The 16,296-nt window shown below is 73.1% G+C and carries 15 protein-coding genes; 9 read left to right on the forward strand and 6 right to left on the reverse strand.

All coding sequences use genetic code 11. The features are described 5' to 3' along the window. Positions 1 to 41: 41 nt before the first annotated feature. A complete protein-coding gene (locus tag FS825_RS12825) occupies positions 42 to 1,526 on the reverse strand; it encodes a reverse transcriptase family protein (RefSeq protein ID WP_222126935.1) in 1,485 nt (494 codons plus the stop codon). Between the two features lie 50 nt (positions 1,527 to 1,576). Here FS825_RS12825 and FS825_RS12830 point away from each other — a divergent pair, with 50 nt between their 5' ends. Continuing rightward, a complete protein-coding gene (locus tag FS825_RS12830; protein ID WP_144713603.1) occupies positions 1,577 to 2,164 on the forward strand; it encodes a histidine phosphatase family protein in 588 nt (195 codons plus the stop codon). A 276-nt stretch (positions 2,165 to 2,440) separates the two neighbouring features. On the opposite strand, the gene FS825_RS12835 is transcribed toward FS825_RS12830, so the two are convergent. Further along, the gene (locus FS825_RS12835; protein ID WP_144713605.1) at positions 2,441 to 3,232 is read right to left on the reverse strand and encodes a DUF1684 domain-containing protein; all 792 of its coding nucleotides are present in this window, start codon (positions 3,230 to 3,232) and stop codon (positions 2,441 to 2,443) included. A gap of 147 nt (positions 3,233 to 3,379) precedes the next feature. Next, on the reverse strand, positions 3,380 to 4,666 hold the full coding sequence (locus FS825_RS12840; RefSeq protein WP_186377226.1) for an ROK family transcriptional regulator: 1,287 nt from the start codon (positions 4,664 to 4,666) through the stop codon (positions 3,380 to 3,382). Between the two features lie 83 nt (positions 4,667 to 4,749). Here FS825_RS12840 and FS825_RS12845 point away from each other — a divergent pair, with 83 nt between their 5' ends. The 5 genes from FS825_RS12845 to FS825_RS12865 are packed head-to-tail and all read left to right on the forward strand — an operon-like array spanning position 4,750 to position 10,189. Continuing rightward, the gene (locus FS825_RS12845) at positions 4,750 to 5,793 is read left to right on the forward strand and encodes a carbohydrate ABC transporter permease (protein ID WP_260981161.1); all 1,044 of its coding nucleotides are present in this window, start codon (positions 4,750 to 4,752) and stop codon (positions 5,791 to 5,793) included. 4 nt (positions 5,794 to 5,797) lie between these two features. After that, a complete protein-coding gene (locus FS825_RS12850) occupies positions 5,798 to 6,709 on the forward strand; it encodes a carbohydrate ABC transporter permease (RefSeq protein ID WP_144713609.1) in 912 nt (303 codons plus the stop codon). After that, on the forward strand, positions 6,706 to 8,097 hold the full coding sequence (locus FS825_RS12855; RefSeq protein WP_144713611.1) for an ABC transporter substrate-binding protein: 1,392 nt from the start codon (positions 6,706 to 6,708) through the stop codon (positions 8,095 to 8,097). Before FS825_RS12850 ends, FS825_RS12855 begins: the two co-directional genes overlap by 4 nt. Positions 8,098 to 8,124: 27 nt before the next feature. Beyond that, positions 8,125 to 9,117, forward strand: a complete 993-nt coding sequence (locus FS825_RS12860; protein WP_222126936.1) for a Gfo/Idh/MocA family protein — start codon at positions 8,125 to 8,127, stop codon at positions 9,115 to 9,117. Between the two features lie 49 nt (positions 9,118 to 9,166). Then, positions 9,167 to 10,189, forward strand: coding sequence for a Gfo/Idh/MocA family protein (locus FS825_RS12865; RefSeq protein WP_144713613.1), 1,023 nt, complete (start codon positions 9,167 to 9,169; stop codon positions 10,187 to 10,189). Positions 10,190 to 10,304: 115 nt separating this feature from the next. On the opposite strand, the gene FS825_RS12870 is transcribed toward FS825_RS12865, so the two are convergent. Together FS825_RS12870 and FS825_RS12875 are read right to left on the reverse strand one after the other, a co-directional pair. Beyond that, the gene (locus FS825_RS12870) at positions 10,305 to 11,339 is read right to left on the reverse strand and encodes a TDT family transporter (RefSeq protein ID WP_144713615.1); all 1,035 of its coding nucleotides are present in this window, start codon (positions 11,337 to 11,339) and stop codon (positions 10,305 to 10,307) included. Between the two features lie 989 nt (positions 11,340 to 12,328). Then, the gene (locus tag FS825_RS12875) at positions 12,329 to 13,285 is read right to left on the reverse strand and encodes an SDR family NAD(P)-dependent oxidoreductase (RefSeq protein WP_186377227.1); all 957 of its coding nucleotides are present in this window, start codon (positions 13,283 to 13,285) and stop codon (positions 12,329 to 12,331) included. An 88-nt stretch (positions 13,286 to 13,373) separates the two neighbouring features. On the opposite strand from FS825_RS12875, the gene FS825_RS18670 reads away from it, so the two are divergent. From FS825_RS18670 to FS825_RS12885, 3 genes are all read left to right on the forward strand, one after another. Continuing rightward, positions 13,374 to 13,634 (forward strand): hypothetical protein, encoded by a 261-nt coding sequence (locus FS825_RS18670; RefSeq protein WP_186377228.1) that lies wholly within the window; start codon positions 13,374 to 13,376, stop codon positions 13,632 to 13,634. A 52-nt stretch (positions 13,635 to 13,686) separates the two neighbouring features. Next, complete coding sequence (locus FS825_RS12880; protein WP_144713619.1) at positions 13,687 to 14,997, forward strand: PP2C family protein-serine/threonine phosphatase; 1,311 nt, start codon at positions 13,687 to 13,689, stop codon at positions 14,995 to 14,997. A 111-nt stretch (positions 14,998 to 15,108) separates the two neighbouring features. Next, on the forward strand, positions 15,109 to 15,996 hold the full coding sequence (locus FS825_RS12885) for a glycoside hydrolase family 16 protein (protein ID WP_144713621.1): 888 nt from the start codon (positions 15,109 to 15,111) through the stop codon (positions 15,994 to 15,996). 69 nt (positions 15,997 to 16,065) lie between these two features. Here the strand turns inward: FS825_RS12885 and FS825_RS12890 are convergent, their stop codons facing one another. Continuing rightward, complete coding sequence (locus tag FS825_RS12890; RefSeq protein WP_144713623.1) at positions 16,066 to 16,284, reverse strand: hypothetical protein; 219 nt, start codon at positions 16,282 to 16,284, stop codon at positions 16,066 to 16,068. Between the last annotated feature and the right edge of the window lie 12 nt (positions 16,285 to 16,296).

Raw genomic sequence — 16,296 nt, forward strand, 5'->3', positions numbered from 1 at the left:
CGGCGGTCGGCGGTCGGGGGTCCGCGGTCGGGGGTCCGCGGTCACCAGACGATGCGCGCGAACTCCGCACGGAGGCGTCGCGCTCGCCCGGGGTGCACTTGCTCGACCCACCCGATCCGCCCGAGCAGGTGCGCCCGGAAGTCCGGGTGACCGGAGCGGTTCTGCGACGCCGCTCCGTGCTCCGCCGCGTTGTGCAGCAGCGCGTGCAGCCGGTCGACCTCGCGACGCCCGGGCGAGGGCCGGTCGTTCACGACGACGCCGGTGACGGACTGCCGCACGCCGCGACGCCGCACGCGGGTCTTCCCGGGGTTCAGCCGGTGGCCCTGCTCCGTGACGATCCGGTCCACGCCCCGGAGGAACGCGCCGGTACGGGACGCGAGCCGATCGTCACCGCTGAACGTCAGGTCATCGGCGTACCGCGTGTACACCGCACCGACCGCCCCGGCCCACCCCGCGAGTCGGGCGTCGAGGTGGCGGAGCGCCGTGTTCGCGAGCGCCGGCGAGGTCGGTGCACCCTGCGGGAGGTGCGCCGTGGCGAGCATCCGGCGGAGGGCGGCCCGGTCCTCGGGCGAGCCGCCATCGGGCATCGCGGTGAGGACGTGCGGTGGGACCCGGTGCGTGCAGACCCCGGTGAGGACGTGCGCGAGGGGCTCCGCGAACCCGGCTGCCCGGAACACGCCGTAGACCCGCGGAGCGGTGACGCTCGCGAAGAACGACGTGAAGTCAGCGGACAGGACGACCTGCTGCCCGGTGTGGAGGGCTGCGCTCGTGACGACGCCGCGGCCTGCGACGAACCCGTGCGCGGCGTCGTGCACCGGCAGCGCGGCGAGGAGCTCGTCGAGGATCGTCCGCTGGGTGCGGCGCAGCATGTCCATGGGCTTCTCGAGGAGGCGCGGTGTGCGTCCCGGACGTCGGACCCACTCGTACCGGTGGTGGTGCAGCGGGCTCGACGGACCGGGCCGGCGGTTCCACCCACGCGTGTCCGCGAGCCAGAGCAACCGGCCGAGGGTGAGGTCGAGCTCCCTGGCCAGCTCCGGCAGCGTGTCGACGAGTAGCCGGCTCGTGGTCTCCGGGCGGGCGCGGACGGCCGTGGCCCGTCGTGCCAGCACCCGCACCGGACGGTGGGCCTGCCGAGAGCGGTGCAGTTCGGCGAGTCGCGGCGACGACGTCAGCACGGCCGCGAGCTGCCGAGGGGCATCGACCGGGGGCCGCGGGTACGCCTCGAGCGCGGCCGCTACCGCCAGGCCCACGTAGGCGCGTTCGATCCCGACCACGGCCCACCCCGCCGCGGTGAGGTCGTCCGCTGCCCACTGCTCGGCGGTCAGGAAGGCATCGGCGAGGGCTCCGGCGACGACGCCGAGGGGCGTGGGGTTCCCGGGGGACCTGTCGGTGCCTCCGTGCGGCAGCGCGCGCGGAGCGCGCCGTCCCGCTCGGGGCGTGTCGTCCTGCTGGTACTGCGTGCCCCGGGGTGACCCCGGAGAGGTCGGCGCGCCACGCGCGCCGTCCGCCTCCCCCGGGAACTCCACGCGCTCACCCTACGGCGACCTGCCGACGGGCGGCACCCTAGGGTGGGCGGATGGTCTCCTACTTCCTGACCCACGCCGAGGTCGTCGTGGACCCGGCGCGTGCCATCGACTCGTGGGGGCTGTCCGACGACGGTCGGGCCCGGGCCGCGCGGGCGGTCGACGTCGCCTGGCACCCGGGCGTGCGGCGCATCGCGTCGAGCACGGAGCACAAGGCCGTCGAGACCGCTGCCGTGCTCGGTGCCGCGACCGGCATCGTCCCCGCGACGGATGCCGAGCTGGGCGAGATCGACCGGAGTGCCACGGGGTACCTGCCGTTCGACGAGTTCGAGGGCGTCGTCGACCGCTTCTTCGCCTCGCCCGCGGAGTCCGTGCGGGGGTGGGAGCGCGCGGTCGACGCCCAGGAGCGGATCGTGGCGGCCGTCCGGCGGATCGTGGGGTCGGGCGGTGGTGGCGGCGGCGCTGTCGGTGGTGACGTGACGTTCGTGTCGCACGGGGCCGTCGGGGCGCTGCTGCTCGCGGACCTGTGCGGCGAGCCGGTGTCCCGCGCGCTCGACCAGCCGGGCATGGGCAGCGTGTTCGCGTTCGACCCGGTGGCCTGGCGTGCGACGACCCGCTGGCGGCGGGTGCCGGCGCGCTGACGCCCCGCGCGGCCTCGGCCCCGGCGTGCCCGGCGGCCCGGCGTGCCCGGCCGCCGGGCACGTGCGCATGCAGCGACACCGCACCGGTCGATCGACGCGTGGCACGTCGCACGATGCACACGCACCCGGTGCACGCGCAAGTTCCGACACCGCACCCGGCGATCGACGCGTGGGATGTCGCACGATGCACACGCATCGCCGCGCCCGCCGCGCCCCGCGCCGGTCGCCCCCGCGCCCCGCCCGCCCGCCGCGTGCCGCGCCCCCGCCCCCCGCGCCTCAGGCCGGCAGCAACTCCCCCGCCTCGACGGCCACGTCGAGCCGGTTCTCCGCCGGCGGCAACGGGCACGTCGCGTGCACGGTGTACGCGCACGGCAGGTTCGTCGCCCGGTTGAAGTCGATCGTCGTCGCGCCGGAGGCGTCCGGCGCCGGCACGTCCAGACTCCGGTTCGCCGCGTACGTCGTCACCCCGCTCGTTCGGTCCGTGAACAGCACGTGCAACCCGTCCCCGTGCCCGTTGAACGCCAGGAGCGACTGCGGCCCGTCGAGGTCGAACGTCAGCACGCCCGGCGCCTCGTACACGTGCTGCAGCCCGTCGACGACCGACCCCACCGTGACCGACCGCGGCGTGTCGAACGGCTCGAAGTGCGCGTCGACGACGAACGCCGGGTCGGGTGCGTAGGAGGGCGTCCCCGGGTAGGAGACCCGCGTCGGGTTCGACGGGTGCCGCGGCCGGATCACGTCGTTGCCGCCGCGCCGGGCGACCTCGACGACCACCGTCTCGTCGCCGTCCTGCCACAGCACCGCCGTGCTCGAGCGCTCCGGCAGTGGACCGAAGCGGTGCGTGCCGGTGACGCGGACGCCGTCGACCTCGATCGACTCCCCGTCGTCGAGCACGACGACGGGGCCGTCCTCGGAGGTCGACCACGAACCGGGAGCGTCGTCGAACCGGTCGGGCGTCCCGGTCAGCCAGCGGATGCTCGTGATCGCCAGGAAGCCGTGCTCGTCGGCCCGGGCGCGCTCGTGCTCGTGGTGCCACGTGGCCCAGGCGTCGCGGAAGTCGGTGCTCATCCCTCGACCGTACGACCTCCGGCACGGAGGTCGCGACGCGACCCGTCTCGGTTCGTCACGCGGTGCGGTGGCGGCGACCCGCTCGGGAGGCGCGGTGCGGGTCCGACGTGCACCGCGCCTCCCGACCGGTGCGGGCCCACCGTTCGCTCACCAGGGGTGGGCGATGCTGCGGGCGCGGGGTCCGCGTCCCACGGCGCTGCGCGCCGGGAGCGGCGTGACGGGCGTACTGTCCAGCGCCGTCGCGAGCACGGCGCAGGCGGCGCCCCGGGCGACGGCGGCCTCACCGTGCGCGGTCGGCTCGACGGTGACGCGAGGCGCGCCGGGGAGCCGTTCGACGAGCCCGGCCCGGACCGCCTGGAGGAACACCGGGCCGCCGGCGATGGCCGCGCTCCCGCCGAGGACGACCTCGGTCACGTCGAGGAGCTCGACGACGTGCGCGAGCGCTTCCCCGAGCGCGGCGCCGCCGGCCGTGACGAGGCCGCGGCCGTCCGGGGCGGCGCAGAGTGCCTCGTAGGCGCTGCGGACGTCTCCGGGCAGGGCGGTCGGGGTGTCGGCGGGCAGGGTCCCGGCGGCGATCGCGCGCTCGACCTGCTGGAGCGGTTGGCATGCCTCCCAGACGGCGGTCCAGCGTCCGTGCGCGCGCACGGGCATGCCGCCGAACTCGCCGGCGTTGCCGGTGGCCCCGCGGACGACCTCGCCGCCCGCGACGACGGTCGCGCTGATCCCGTGGCCGAGCGTGACGGTGACGAGTCCGGTCGCGTTCGTGGTCGTCCACGCCTCGCCGATGCCCGCGGCGACGCCGTCCTTCTCGAGCACCACGGGCACGCCGGTGCGGCGGCGGAGTTCGTCCGCGACGGGGAGGCCGGCCCACCCGGGGAGCTGCACGGGGTCGGCGAGCGCCGCCCGTGCGGGGTCGAGGGGCCCAGGGGCGGCGAGTCCGATGCCGGCGAGCGCCCCGGCGCCCGGTCGCTCGCGGGTGAGTCGGGCGGTCATCGCTGCCATGGCGTCGAGGACCTCGGCGGGCCCGTGCAGCGGGTCGGTGTCGCGGTGTTCGGTGGCGAGGACGGTGCCGGCGAGGTCGACGAGCACGGCGACGAGGTGGGCGGGGTCGAGGTGGAGGCCGACGGCGGAGCGGGCGTCGGCGGCGATGCGGAGCAGGCGCCCCTGGTCGCCGGGCGGGGCGTCGCCGGGCGGCGCGTCGGCGGGCGCGACGCCGCCGGGCGGGGCGTCGACGGAGCCGTCGTGTCGTTGCCCCTCGCGGAGCAGGCCCTCGCGGAGCAGGCGTGTCGCGATGTTCGAGACGGTCTGGGCGGTCAGTCCGGTGGCCGCGGCGACCCCGGATCGGCTGACGGGACCGTGGCGTCGCACGACGTCGAGGACGAGGGCGCGGTTGAGCGTGCCGACCCGCGCGCTGTTCGTTCCGCGGTGCAGCACGGGGTGCCTCGGTGGTTGACGCGGCTCGTCCATGGTCCCTAGCATCGCACCATCTCGATTTCGTCAATCAATTGGATTGAATCGTGCGGTCACACCGACGTGACCACGACGAAGGGACGCTCGTGACGACGACGACACGATCCGGTACCGCAGCACCACCCCTCCCATCGCGGGACACCGCGATCGCTCCGAAGCCACGGCGGCGACCACGTGAGAAGCACCCGTGGACGGTCGCCGAGAAGCGCCGGCTCCGCATCGGCATCGCCTTCATCTCCCCGTGGATCATCGGGGTCCTGGTGTTCATCGGCTACCCGCTCGTGTACTCGTTCGCGATCAGCCTCACGCGGTACTCGGGCATGAACGGTGCGACGTGGGTCGGGTTCGGCAACTACGTCGCGGCGTTCATCGACCCCCTCGTGCACACCGCGGTCGGCAACACGGTCTTCTTCGCCGTGATCGCCGTGCCGGTCGGGATCGTGGTGGCCATCGTGATCGCCCTCGCGATGAACCAGGACGTCCGTGAGATCGGCTGGTACCGGACGGCGCTGTACATCCCGTCGCTCATCCCGACGTTCGCGCTGGCGTTCATCTTCGTGGTGCTGGTCAACCCGCAGACCGGCATCGTGAACCAGGTCATGAAGCTCGTCGGCATCCCGGCGACGAACCTGCTCGGCGACCCGACGACGGCGAAGCTCGTCATCGTCGCGCTGGCGCAGATGGGTGCGGGGAACGCGGCGCTCATCTTCCTCGCCGGCATGCGCGGGATCCCGAAGACCCTGTACGAGGCCGCCCGTGTGGACGGGGCCGGCCCGGTCCGGCAGTTCTTCGCGCTGACGCTGCCCCTGCTGTCGCCGGTGATCCTGTTCAACCTCATCACCGGGATCAGCAACGGCCTGCAGGTCTTCACCGAGGCGTACGTCATCTCGTCCGGCACCGGGGGGCTCGGCAGTCCGGACAACGGGACGCTGTTCTACATGCTCTACCTCTACAAGAACGCGTTCAGCTACGCGCAGCTCGGGTTCGCGAGCGCGATGGCGGTGCTGCTGTTCCTGGCCGGCGTGGTGCTGTCCGGGCTCGTGTACTGGCTGTCCAAGCGGTTCGTGAACTACGACGTGACCGGGGAGTGAACCGATGAGCACCGCCACCAAGACCTCCTCGATCGAAGCGGTCCGTCCGAAGGACCACCGTGAGGGTTCCCGCAACGCCGACGGCTCCGCTCGTTCGCCGTGGTCGTCCGTCCTCGCCCGCGTGGTGCTCGTCGCGATGAGCCTGCTCTTCCTCGTGCCCATCTACTGGATGGTCATCTCGGCACTGAAGGGCAACTCGGAGCTCGGCGCCTTCCCGCCGACGTGGTTCCCCCAGTGGCTCGACTGGTCGAACTTCGGCAAGGCCGTGAACGCGATGCCGTTCTTCACGTTCTTCCGGAACACGCTCGTCATCACCGTCTGCGTGACGCTGTTCTCGATGGTGTCGAACCTCGTCATCGCGTACGGGTTCGCGTGCATCGAGTGGCGCGGCCGCGACCGGCTGTTCTACGTCGTCCTGGCGACGCTGTTCATCCCGTTCCCGGTGACCCTCATCCCGATGTTCGACCTGTACGCGCGACTCGGGTGGATCAACACGTTCCTGCCCCTCATCGTGCCGTCGCTGTTCGGGTCGGCGTTCTACGTGTTCCTGCTCCGGCAGTTCCTCCTGCAGATCCCGAAGGACCTGCTCGACGCCGCGCGCATGGACGGCGCGACCGAGTGGCGGATCCTGTGGCGCATCGTGTTCCCGCAGGCGCGCGCCGCACTCGTCACGGTCGGCATCTTCGCGGCGGTGGGCGCCTGGAACGACTTCCTCGGGCCGCTCATCTACCTGCAGGACCAGAACGTGCAGACGCTCTCGATCGGACTGCAGGTGTTCCGACTCAACAACTCGCAGGACTTCCAGTTCAACCAGCTCATGGCGGCGTCGGTGCTCATCATCCTGCCGCTGGTGGTCCTGTTCTTCGTGTTCCAGCGGACGTTCATCAAGGGCGTCCAGATCGGGAGCTTCAAGTGACCAGCGCATTCGACCGACGGACCTTCCTCCGCAGCGCCGCGGCCGCGGGTGGCGCCGGAGCCCTCGCGCTCCTCGCCTCGTCGTGCGCCTCGGGTTCCTCGGGCAGCGGCAACCCGAACCAGGTCACCATCTGGGGCGTCACCGGGACGTTCGTGCCCTTCCAGACGAAGGTCATCAAGCAGTTCACCGCCCTCCACCCGGAGATCGACGTCAAGGTCAACGAGGTCCCGTCGCAGGGGACCGGTGACGCGACGAGCATCATCACCGCGGTGCGCGGCGGGACGGCCCCCGACCTGTGGCTCCTCGACCGGTTCAGTGCGGCGCAGTACGCGGCGATCGGGCTCATCGAACCGCTCGACGACCTCATCGAGGAGTTCGAGGACCAGCCGAAGGACGAGTTCCTCGCGCAGTGGCTCGGGTTCACCGTCGGCGAGGTCACCTACGAGGGCAAGACGTACGGGCTCCCCCACGACACCGATGCCCGCGGGATGTTCGTGAACCGGAAGATGCTCAAGGGTGCCGGGATCGACCCGGACGAGTTCGACTGGGAGCACAACGGTCCGGCGACGTTCGACCGCGTGTGGGAGGTCAGCGAGAAGCTCACGAAGAAGTCCGGCGGCAACTACACCCACACTGGCCTGCTCCCCTGGTACGGCGAGGGGTGGCCGTTCACCTGGGGCCTCGGTCTCGGGGCGTCGTACTTCGACCAGCAGGACTCGAAGATGACGATGGACTCGAAGCGCGTCCGGAGCATCTTCGAGTTCTACGAGGACTGGGCGCACCGGTACGGCTACAAGGCCGCCGACACCTTCATCGCCACCTACGAGCCGACCGGGCACCCGCCGGGGCAGACCGCGTTCATGGCCGACCGGATGGCGTTCATGGTCAGCGTGCCCTCGACGATCCAGACGTTCGACAACTACGGCCCGAAGGACCTCGACTGGGGAACCGCGTACCTGCCCGTGCAGGCGGCCGAGGACCCCAAGTACACGTGGTCTGGCGGCTTCGCGCTCTGCATGCCGAAGGGGTCGAAGAAGAACCGGGCCGTGTGGGAGCTCATGAAGTACTTCACGAGCAAGCGCGGCCAGGAGACCTACATGGTCCCCGCGACGAGCGTGCCCTCGAACATCTCCGCGCTCAAGGACCCGAAGAGCTCCGCGAAGTCGATCCGGTTCTTCGTCGAGTCGATGGGCGCCTCCACCTGCCGTCCGCCGCTGCCGGTCGGTGGCGCGTGGTGGGACTCGCTCGCCGACGCGCGGTCGAGCGTCCTGCTCGGCACCGCCAGCCCGCAAGAGGCCGTCGAGCGTGCCCAGAACCGGGTCGACCCGATGATGCAGACCTACTCCCCCTTCAAGCTGCCCAAGGACTACGACAAGGTCCGGATCTGATCCGGGCCCGACGAAAGGACCACCACCGTGCCCACCACCCCCCTCCGCGTCGCCGTGCTCGGCTTCTGGCACGTCCACGCCGGCGACTACGCCCGCCAGGCCGTCGAGCACCCCGGCACCGAGCTCGTCGCCGCCTGGGACGACGACCCCGAGCGCGGCCGCGAGGGCGCCGACCGCTTCGGTGTCGAGTACACCGACGACCTCGACGCCCTGCTCGCCCGCGACGACGTCGACGCGGTGACCATCACCACCTCGACGAACGTCCACCACGACGTCATCACCCGAGCCGCCCGCGCCGGCAAGCACGTCTTCACCGAGAAGCTCCTCGCGCCCACGGTCGAGGAGTGCGAGGACCTCGTCGCCACCTGCGATGCCGCCGGCGTCGCCCTCGTCGTCTCGCTCCCCCGGCTGTACCACGGCTACACCGCCGCCATCCAGCGGGAGCTCGACGCCGGTCGGCTCGGCGACGTGGACCACGCCCGCGTCCGGTTGTCGCACGACGGCGCGATCGCACCGTGGCTGCCCGAGCGCTTCTTCGACCCCGAGACCGCGATCGGCGGCGCCCTCACCGACCTCGGCTGCCACCCCGTCTACCTGACGCAGCTCTTCCTCGGCGCCCGCCCCGACACCGTGCAGGCCGTGTACCGGTCCGTCACCGGTCGCGCGGTCGAGGACCACGCCGTCGTCACGGTCGGCTACCCCTCGCAGGCGATCGGGGTGATCGAGGCCGGCTTCGTCGCCGGCACCCCGTTCACCATCGACGTCGCCGGGACCCGCGGCTGGCTCCGGTACTCCGACCAGGAGGCGCGGCTCACCGCCGGCGGACCGGCCTACGGCGACGAGCCGGTCACCCTCCCCATCCCGGAGGACGCCCAGGACGCGTTCGGCCAGTGGGTGGACCACATCACCGCCGGCACACGCGCGGACGACAACACCACGAGGGCCGTCGAACTCACCCGCCTCGTGGTGGCCGCGAACCAGGCCGCCGACCAGGCCGCCCAGGTCCCCGTCACGGCCTGACCCGGCGACGACCACCAGCACCAGAACCAGCACGCCAGGAGGACCAACCATGCCCACCGACACCATCCGCGTCGGCCTCATCGGGGGCGGCGGGATCGCCACCTTCCACATCAACGGCTACGCCCAGCACCCCGACCTCGTCCGCATCACCGCCGTCGCCGACGCCGTCCCGGCCACGGCCGAGGCCCGCGGCACCGAACTCGGCGTCCCGTCCTTCACGGACTACGTCGACATGCTCGAACACGCCGACATCGACGCCGTTGACATCTGCCTGCCGCACCACCTGCACCGCGACGCGATCGTCGCCGCCGCCCGGGCCGGCAAGCACGTGCTCTGCGAGAAGCCGCTCTGCCTCACCCCGGACGAGGCCAGGGACGTCCAGGCCGCCGTCACCGAAGCGGGCGTCACGCTGATGTGCGCCCACAACCAGCTGTTCATGCCCGCGGTGGCCAAGGCGAAGGAACTCATCGACTCCGGCGCCCTCGGCACCGTGTACGAGGTCCGGACCACCGACTCGTTCCGGAACGACTTCGACCCGTCGAACATGGGCTGGCGCGCACACGCGTCGCAGAGCGGCGGCGGTGAGCTGATCGACACCGGCTACCACCCGAGCTACCTGCTCATGCACCTCGCCGGCGGCGTCCCGGTCCAGGCCACGGCGATGCTCTCCACCCACCGGTTGGCGTTCATGGAGGGCGAGGACTCCGCGCAGGCCCTGTTCCGGTTCGACAACGGCTCGGTCGGGCAGCTCGTGACCAGCTGGGCGTACGAGCCGGCCCGCGGAACGGAGCGGTTCAGCGTCGTCGGGGAGCTCGGTTCGCTCACCAGCGACGGCACGACCCTGCGGTGGGACCTGCTCGACGGCACCAGCGAGACCGTGACCTTCGAGGAGGTCGACACCTTCGCCGCCGAGATCGAGGCGTTCGGCCGGTGCCTCCGCGACCGTACCCGGCCGATCCACACCGAGCGCGAGGGCATCGCGGTGCTCGGCATGATCCTCGCCGCGTACGAGGGCGCCCGCACCGGCACGATCGCGCCGGTCCTGACGGTCGGACAGGCCGTGTCGGCCTGACCGGCGACGGCCCTGGACCGCGGGAGCGGACGGGAGGCGCGGTGCGCGTCGGACGCGCGCCGCGCCTCCCGTCCGTGGTCACGTCCGGACCACCCCGGTCACGTGACGGGTCGCGTCAGGCCGTCCGTGTGGCGCCCGTAACCGGGCCCGGCTCGGCGTCCTCGTCGTCGGCGGCGTGGAGCTCGTCCTCGGCCTGGCCGAGCAGGTGGTGCAGCGCGAGTCCGATCGACCGCGCGCCCACGACGGCGACCAGTACGCACAGCAGGGCGAGCACCGCCGCCGTGGGGATCCACGCCCCGGGCAGGTCGAGCACGCGGACCCAGTCGATCGCCGCCGTCGCGACCGCGGCCGCCGGGAACACGAACGACCAGAAGCCGAGCGAGAACGGCAGCCGGACGTACCGCGGCAGGAGTGCGAGCTGCACCAGGAGGAGCAGGACGCCGAGGCCCGTGACCGCCTGGACGGGGAGCGTGAGGGCGTCGTCGGTGAGGGCGAACAACGACACGGTGGCGACGGACGGTGGTGCGACGAGGATGGCCATCGTCGGCACGAGCGGCCCCGGCAGCTCCGGGCGGAAGGCCAGCCGGAGCAGGAGCAGGCCCGTCATCACGCCCCAGAAGAAGACCCCGACGCCGAAGCACGCCCAGGACAGCCAGGTCGCGCCGACCTCGTGCGTCGCGACCGACCCGACGAGGGCCGCGGCCACGGTCGGCAGCAGGTACCCGCCGTGCACGGACTCGAGCGCGAGCCGGCCCTCGAACCACGTCGCCAGGAGCCACGCCGCGAACCCCGCGGCCACCGCGACCGCCGCCAGGACGAGCGCCAGGCCCCCGGTCGGCCAGACGCGGGCGAGGTCGACCCCGAGCAGCATCGCGGTCGCGGGGACCAGCGCGGCGAGCGGCCCCTGCGCCGGGTGTCGGAGTTGGTCGACGAGGCGGTCCCGGCCTCGGACCCGGACGCCGCGGAGGACGTGCGCGCCGAGCATCCCGAGCCAGGCGACGGCCGCGAGCACCCAGAAGACCTGCGGGAGGACGGGCGGCAGGTGCAGGACCGGGGCCGCGTACGACCAGGTCTCGGCGAACCCGGCGAGGCCGAACGGCACGGCGAAGGTGTTGAGCGGGATGCGGGTGCGTGGGCGTGGGCGTGGCATGTCCGGACCATTCTCGCGGAGTCGCGCCGCGCGCCGCGCGCCCCGCGCGCGCCGCGGCGCCGAGCGGGCGCAACACGCCGCACGCGACCCGCCGAGCGGGCACAACGTGCCGCCAGCACGCGCCGAGCGGGACAGAACGTGCCCGCTCGGCGCCGGCCGGGAGGCGCGGGGCGGGCTGGCACCGCGCCTCCCGTCCGCCCCCGGGCCGGTCCCAGCACCCGCCGAGCGGGCACAACACGCCGCGCACCACCCGCCGAGCGGGCACGAAGTGCCGCCAGCACGCCCCGAGCGCGACCGAAAGTGCCCGCTCGCGCCGGCCAGGAGGCGCGGGGCGGGCTGGCCCCGCGCCTCCCGTCCGCCCCTGGGGCGCGCCCAGGACCCGCCGAGCGGGCACAACACGCCGCGCGCCGCCCGCCGCACGGGCACGAAGTGCCGCCCGCGCGCGCCGAGCGCGACAGAAAGCGCCCGCTCGGCGCCGGCCCGACGGGAGGCGGGGCGGACTGGCACCGCGCCTCCCGTCCGCCGCCGGGCCGCGCCCAGGGCCCGCCGAGCGGGCGCAACACTCCGCGCGCCGGCCGCCGAGCGGGCACGACCTGCCGCCCGCGCGCCCCGAGCGGGACAGAACGTGCCCGCTCGGCGCCGGCCAGGAGGCGCGGGGCGGGCTGGCCCCGCGCCTCCCGTCCGCCCCCCAGGGCCGCGCCCAGGGCCCGCCGAGCGGGCAGAACACGCCGCACGCTGCCCGCCGAGCGGGCACGAAGTGCCGGCTGCGGGCGCCGAGCGGGACGGAACGTGCCCGTTCGGCGCCGGCCAGGAGGCGCGGGGCGGGCTGGCACCGCGCCTCCCGTCCGCCCCCCCCGGGCCGGGCCCAGGGCCCGCCGAGCGGGTGCAACACGCCGCGCGCTGCGCGCCGAGCGGGCACGAAGTGCCGGCTGCGCGCGCCGAGCGGGACGGAAAGTGCCCGCTCGGGGGTGGGAGGGGCGGGGGGCGGGTCAGCGGCGGGGGCGGCCCAGGACGACGACGGCCGCCGCGGCGCCCGCCCACACCAGGGGACGCGTGACGCGCCGACGCATCGCGACCCAGCCGCCGTCCGTGGCGTTGCCCGCGTCGGCGGGGGTGTAGAGGTTCCCGTCGGTGGGCGCCTGCTTCCCCCGGAGCGCGAACGTCTGCACCATCGGCTTCGTGATCTTGTGGAACAGCCCCGGGAAGACGTACTGCAGCGGCACGAGGGACGCCTGGATCCGTCCGACGAACCGGTAGCGCTTCGGGTGCAGCGCGGCGTGCACGACCGCCCGACCGGCCCGTTCGACCGACACCGTCGGCGGCAGCGGGTGCGAGCGCTTCTCGGTGTAGTTGGCGCCGTTCTGGTAGATCGGGGTGTCGATCGTCGACGGCAGGAGCGCCGTGAACCGGATGCCCGTGCCAACGAACTCGTCGCCGAGGACATCGACGAGCCCGAGCGCCGCGTGCTTGCTCGTCACGTAGGCGGACTGGTACGGCGCGGACAGCAGCGACTGGATCGAACCGACGAGTACGTAGGTGCCCGACCCGCGCTGCTTCCAGTGCGGGAGCAGGTGCGTGATGGCGTTGAGGTGCCCGTAGAGGTTGGTGTCGACGACGCGCTTGAACGCCTCCGTCGGGGTCTGCTCGAAGAGTCCGTAGACGAACAGGGCGGCGTTGCCGACGAAGACGTCGATCCGGCCGAACCGACTCGTCGTGGTGGCGATGAGGTCCTTCACCTGGTGCTCGTCCGAGACGTCGGTGGGGATCGCGATCGCCTCGGCGCCGAGCTTCCGGCACTCGGCGGCGGCGGCCTCGAGCGAGTCGTGGCTCCTGGCGGCGAGCACGAGCGTCGCGCCCTGCCGGGCGAACTCGTGCGCCGCGGCCCTCCCGATGCCGCTCGATGCTCCGGTGACGACGACGATCTTCCCGCGGAACCGATGTGCCATGCACTCGTTGGTACGCCCCGGCCGCTCCGTCGGCGCCCAGCACGGCGTACCCCTGTCGGCGGCGGGTGCACCGTGCGACCATGAGCGCATGCGCAAGGACGACCTCACCGTCGACGAGGCGACCGTCATCGCCCAGCACGCCCGCGACGGGGTGCTCGAACTCGACGACCCCGAGGTGCGGAAGGTCGTCGAGCAGGCGAACCGTGTGCTCGTGCGCGCGCAGATGTGGGGCGAGGAGCGGAGCCCGAAGCTCCGTCGCCGTCGCCGCCTCATCGCGATCGGTGCGCTCGTGATGGTGCTCGTGTGGGTCGCCGGGCTCCTCGTGCCCCTCGCTATCCGGCTCGGCTGACCGACTCGCCGTCGGGTTGCCCGCACCGCCCCGGACCGGTTGACTGGTCCCGATGACGAGCGCTGCCGAACCGACCGCGCGGACCGCGACCTGGACGGTCTCCGTCCGGGACGACACCGGACCCATCGTGCTCGCCGGTCTGCGAGCCTCGTGGGCACCGCTGGCCAAGCAGTCCGTGATCGCCGCACTGGTGGTCGGAGCGGCCGTCGCGAGCGCGCTCTCGCCGTGGCTCATCGTCAGCTCCGCGGTCTCGATGTGGTCGGGCGTCGGGATCGCCGTCGTGTGCCTGGCCGTCGCCGGGCTGATGGCACGCTGGCCCGCCGTGGGCCGCGTCGAGCTGCTCGTGCCGGCGCTGGACTTCCTCGCGGTCGGGCTGCTGCGGTTCGGCACGGGGGACGGCAGCTCGGTGTTCACGGCGATCGTGGTCCTCCCGGTCATCTGGGTCGCGGCGAACCCCGGCCGACGACACGTGGTGTGGCCGATCGTCGGGACGACGGGGACGCTGTTGCTCTCGTACCTCCTGGCGCCGACCGAGCCCCAGCCGAGCGAACTCGTCCGCCTGGTCATCGTGGTGTTCGTGTTCGGCGCGACCGCAGCCGTCACCAACGAGCTCGCCCGCCAGGCTGGTCGTCAGCTCGACGACGCGCAACGACGCCGACGTGTGGCCGAGGGCGAGATCGACCGGGCCGCCCTCGTGCAGCAGTCGCTCCTGCCCACCTCGACCGCCGAACTGCCGCCGGAGCTCCGCGCGATCGGCGTGTGCATCCCGGCGCGGTCGGTCGGCGGCGACTTCTACGACTGGTACCCGACGCCGGAGGGCGCGGCCTTCACCCTCGGCGACGTGATGGGCAAGGGCGTCGGCGCCGGGATGATCGCCGCTGCCGTGCGTTCGGTCCTCCGCAGCACGATCGACGACGCGGACGCAGCCGCCGCGGTCCGCCGTGCCGCCGCGGGCCTCGCGACCGGCTCCTCCGACCTCACGAGCGGTTCGTTCACGACGTGCTTCCACGCCCGGGGCGACCGCGCGGGTCGAGTGACGTGGGTGGACGCGGGCCACGGCCTGACCCTCCTCCGCTCCGCCGACGGCTCCGTCACGCCGCTGCGTTCGACCCACCTGCCGATCGGCGTGGGGACCGAGTGGACCAGCCAGGTGACGGAACTGGGCGCCGGCGACGCGATCGTCAGTGTGAGCGACGGGGTGCTCGACCTGTTCGGCGGGCGCCTCGACGCGCTCGACCGGTTCGCGGCGTGGCTCGCGAACCGGGCGGACCCGCAGCTGGTCGCGGACGGCATCGCGGAGATGGCGGCTCGTGGCGAGCACCCGGACGACGTCACCGTGCTCTGCATCGCCTACCGGCCCTGAGGCCCACACCTGCGCGTCGCGGATGACGCGGCCCGCTCGCCCTGGCGCGGGCCGGACGCATGCGGCATGATCCGACGACCACACACCACATCGCGCTGCAGGGAGCACGACATGGACAACACCCCCGACCGCACGGCCGGCAGCGACCGCCCGAGCGGCACCGAACGAACGGCCGGCTTCGACCGACGACGGTTCGTGACGCTCGGCCTCGCTGGCACCGCTGCGGCAGCGCTCGGCGCGACGACCACGAGCCGGGCAGCGCCCGCCGCGGCGGCTGTCGGGACGCTCCTCGCGGCGGACGAGTTCGACGGTCCCGCCGGCAGCGCCCCGAACCGGTCGATCTGGCGGTACGACCTCGGTGCCGGCGGCTGGGGCAACAACGAGCTGGAGACCTACACCGACGCTCGACGGAACGCCGCGCTCGACGGGTCCGGCAACCTCGTGATCACCGCCCGGCGCGAAGCCGACGGCACGTTCACGTCGGCACGGCTGAAGTCCGAGGGGACATACACCGCGCAGTACGGCCAGGTCGCCGCGCGCATCAAGATCCCGCGCGGGCAGGGCATCTGGCCGGCGTTCTGGATGCTCGGCGCGGACATCGGCACGGTCGGCTGGCCGGCGTGCGGCGAGATCGACATCATGGAGAACGTCGGGTACGAGCCGTCGGTCGTCCACGGCACGGTGCACGGCCCCGGCTACTCGGGCACGCAGGGCATCTCCGCGGCGTTCACGAACCCCTCCGGGGCGGCCTTCGCCGACGACTTCCACGTCTTCGCCGTCGACTGGCGGCCGGACGCGATCACGTGGTCCGTGGACGGGACCGCCTACCGGACGATGACCCGGGCGGACGTCGGAGGGAACCCGTGGGTGTTCGACAAGCCGTTCTTCGTCGTGCTCAACGTGGCGGTCGGCGGGACGTGGCCGGGTGCACCGGACGCTTCGACGCGGTTCCCGCAGACCATGACGGTCGACTGGGTCCGGGTCGTCGCGAACTCCTGAGCAACGGCCGCGGCGCGCCGCGACGCGTTGCGCCAGCGGCAACCGCGGTCGCGACTACGGCCAGGGCGGTCAGGACCGGCTGCGGTCGCCCCGAGCGATGAGCCACAGGTACGTGCTGTGCCCGATGAGGGCAAGCCCGAAGAACACCGCGGCGACGGCGTAGACCCGGTCGAGCTTGCCCTGCCCGATCACGAGCATCACGATGCAGAAGACGACGGCCACGGCGAGCACGCCGACCTGCACGGTCGACCAGATCTTGCGGAAACGAGGCATCCCGGTCATGCTCACGTCCCCATTGTG

This window comes from Curtobacterium pusillum (assembly GCF_007680845.1).
GTDB lineage: Bacteria > Actinomycetota > Actinomycetes > Actinomycetales > Microbacteriaceae > Curtobacterium > Curtobacterium pusillum_B.

Excerpts from the sequence above, each read along its gene's own strand:
- FS825_RS12830 (WP_144713603.1), top strand. The coding sequence starts at position 1,577 with ATGGTCTCCTACTTCCTGACCCACGCCGAGGTCGTCGTGGACCCGGCG.
- FS825_RS12835 (WP_144713605.1), bottom strand. The coding sequence starts at position 3,232 with ATGAGCACCGACTTCCGCGACGCCTGGGCCACGTGGCACCACGAGCAC.
- FS825_RS12850 (WP_144713609.1), top strand. The coding sequence starts at position 5,798 with ATGAGCACCGCCACCAAGACCTCCTCGATCGAAGCGGTCCGTCCGAAG.
- FS825_RS12865 (WP_144713613.1), top strand. The coding sequence starts at position 9,167 with ATGCCCACCGACACCATCCGCGTCGGCCTCATCGGGGGCGGCGGGATC.
- FS825_RS12870 (WP_144713615.1), bottom strand. The coding sequence starts at position 11,339 with ATGCCACGCCCACGCCCACGCACCCGCATCCCGCTCAACACCTTCGCC.
- FS825_RS12875 (WP_186377227.1), bottom strand. The coding sequence starts at position 13,285 with ATGGCACATCGGTTCCGCGGGAAGATCGTCGTCGTCACCGGAGCATCG.
- FS825_RS18670 (WP_186377228.1), top strand. The coding sequence starts at position 13,374 with ATGCGCAAGGACGACCTCACCGTCGACGAGGCGACCGTCATCGCCCAG.
- FS825_RS12880 (WP_144713619.1), top strand. The coding sequence starts at position 13,687 with ATGACGAGCGCTGCCGAACCGACCGCGCGGACCGCGACCTGGACGGTC.
- FS825_RS12885 (WP_144713621.1), top strand. The coding sequence starts at position 15,109 with ATGGACAACACCCCCGACCGCACGGCCGGCAGCGACCGCCCGAGCGGC.